Here is a 2,935-nt window from a genome sequence, read left to right as displayed (position 1 = left end):
GAATGTCATCAATGTAGCCATTGCCATCGTTGTCAATGCCATCTCCGGCAATTTCCCCCGGGTTTGTCCAGATGTTGCCAACTAGGTCTTGGTGATTGTAGTCCACCCCCGTATCAATAACCCCAATCACTAAATTAGGATCGCCGGTTTGAATATCCCAGGCTTCCGGGGCATCAATATCGGCATCGGGAGTACCGCCACTTTGTCCGGTGTTATGCAGTCCCCAAAGTTGATTAAAACTGGGGTCATTGGGGAATGTCGCCTGGGGAGTAAATGCACCCACCGTCCGAATATAGTCGGGTTCAATGTATTCAAAAATCGGATGGGAGCGATATTGTTTTAGAATCTTCTCCACAGAGAGCGACCCGGATAACTTCCAAATCTCTGCCCCCGTTAGTTTAATCGTCTGGGTGCTGACAGCACCAAAGAGGGACTTAAACTGAGCAACTTCGGCGCTGGCGATCCCCTTCTTGAACTTGACAATGAGTTGATTGGGAGCATAAGGGGCAAGGGTGCTAGTTGCTGCCGGTCTTAGCTCTGAGGTGACGGGGGCGGTAGTGGGTACAGAGGCAGGACCCGACGCTGGACTGGTGGTGACGGGGGCGGCGGTGGGTACAGAGGCAGGACTCGACGCTGGACTGGTGGGATAACCAGAAGAGTTCATACTGAGGGAAGCGGGAAAAACCACTTGACCCGTAGCAGTAGGGGAGACTGGAACCGTGGGGGCCTCCGAGGAGACTGTAGATGGGGAGGGGTTAGAGTTCAGGACTCCCAAGGGAGTAGTTTCCCTCGATACACTTAAATCGTCGGAACCTGTTAAATCAAAGGTGATTGGAGAGGCTCCGTCAAAACTCAAAGAATCTTCTAGAGATGACATATCTGTACTCGATAAATCGGAACTTACTTGTGTTGTCTTCATGGTTAGGCACACCCCATTGTCCGAAAATGGCTCTTCTGGTTTCTGTGTGGAAACGGCGTCTATACTGATAGTTTCTTCAGCAAAATAGTCCTAAAAGTCTTTCCCAGTAAACATTTTACTATTCTATAAGCAAAAATTATCACACAAAGTCGAGAAGAACCCGAAAATTAATCGGTCAATTACTTGGGGGTGTTGAATTCCTTCTGTTTATGGTTAGGGAAAAAGACAAGCCCAACCTTTCTGCCCTGGGGCTAAATTTGTTATCCACCTGTAATTACAACTAGACAAGTCAAGTCTAACAAAAAAATTTTTTTCTTAAATTTATCCAAGAGCCTGATGAGTAACAGCAATAAGAAAAGTATTGTTGAGAATAATGAAGAAACTCAGAAGTATTGTCAAGTTTTGTCGAAAATATACGCAAATAACAGCAAACAACTGCTACTGTGGTTAGTGCAAGTTTACCTTACAGTTCCAATGAAACTATCAGATTATGCCAAGAAAAAGGGGATCAATTACTGGACTTACACGATACATAAATACTAAAAAATCAACAAAACCCTTATACCTTTTTTCAAAAAGTGTTTCATACTTGAATGTTAAGATTTTGAAGATCATGACCAAGTTATGTATTCGCTCTGATGATACCAAAAAGGACTGATTATTGACTCCATTCTCAATAGTCAATCTAATTTAGCACTGTAAAATACTGGTTTTGTGAAGTTTTATTGCAGGATTCAACACTTCTGAATAGGCGGTTAAAATGCGACTTAGCTTATAATTACCGTAAACTCCCGCCCGAATCAATTGTTTGAACAACAATTAATATTTGCTTCACTTTTTTGACACACAATGGAAAACCGGCGGGAAAACTGAGCAATCTCTGAGCCAGATTATTCTTTCCCAGCCGGTTTATGTTGACACTTAGCCTCAAGTCATCTAAGCCGCGAAGATATTATCTTCTGTCAAGTTAAGGTTAGGAGTCAAGGTCGCCAAGAGAGTCTGAACCGATGAACCATTACCATCCACATCAAAGAAGAGTTGGCCTGTTGGTTTATTAAAGATAAAGCGATGGCTGGCGGTCGTGGCGACGGTTCCCAAGACAAATTGAGCCGCCGCAATACTTTCACCGGCGATTAATCCGCCACCAAAACCCGCCGCCGAGACTTGGAGCGTATCTTGGAAAACGTTGAAGTCCGTAATCGTATCTTGGCCTTCACTGGCAAGGCTATAGGCAATTACGTCAAAACCAGCACCAGAGGTAATCGTGTCATTCCCTGCAGCACCTACTAACATATCGCTGGCATTGGAACCAATCAAAATGTCATGGCCCGCTCGACCGCTCAGATTGCGGGTAGTTCCGGCTTCGATCACATCGTTACCCGTGGTTCCCTGTTGATTGAGAACACCGTCATCATTCAGGATCGTAGTGGTGACAGCACCTGGTGTGCCAATGGTATAGCCAGTGCCACTTGCTAGGGTAAAGGCGATCGTTTCATTGGCTTCTTTGACGGTATCTCCGGTGGTCACGATCTCGATCTGAGCCGTTGTCTGACCAGATGCGAAGACAATATTACCCGTTGTTGGTGAGACAAAATTCCCGCCGTAGGCATTGTAGTCATTGCCGCGAGTTGCCGTACCACCAAGGGTAAAGTTAACGGTTAAAGAGTTAGTGGTGGCTCCTGAACGAGTGAAGTTATAGACGAGGTTAGTTTTGCCGTTTTCACTAACGCCACTGTAGTTACTGGCAAGGGTAACGGAGGTTCCTTCATCATCATTTTGGATAGTCCCAACAGCAGTGGCAGTGGTAATCGTTGCTCCGTTGGTGGGATTGGAGAGAGTTACCGTAAAGTTTTCGTTAGGTTCGACGGTGGTATCCCCTTGAACATTAACGGTAATCACTTTCGAGGTTTCTCCCGCCGCAAAACTGACGGTTCCTGAGGGTAAGACTCCCCCCACAAAATCAGTGGCATTGGCTGCACTGGTTCCTGAGCCTGTTACTGCCCAGTTGACGTTATT

The 2,935-nt window shown here is 45.7% G+C and carries 2 protein-coding genes; both read right to left on the bottom strand.

Annotation, left to right across the window (positions count from 1 at the left end; translation table 11 throughout):
* A partial coding sequence (locus tag O9290_RS12755) for a S8 family serine peptidase (RefSeq protein ID WP_502846460.1) occupies positions 1 to 919 on the bottom strand: 919 nt, incomplete at its 3' end.
* A gap of 936 nt (positions 920 to 1,855) precedes the next feature.
* Positions 1,856 to 2,935, bottom strand: a 1,080-nt coding sequence (locus O9290_RS12750) for a Calx-beta domain-containing protein (protein WP_288087124.1), incomplete at its 5' end; no start/stop codon positions are given.

Origin of the sequence: Microcystis sp. LE19-41.2A (assembly GCF_027530405.1) — a bacterium.
Classification (GTDB): domain Bacteria; phylum Cyanobacteriota; class Cyanobacteriia; order Cyanobacteriales; family Microcystaceae; genus Microcystis; species Microcystis aeruginosa.
The sequence above is the reverse complement of the archived record's forward strand: the minus strand, read 5'-3'. Positions and strand labels throughout refer to the sequence as shown.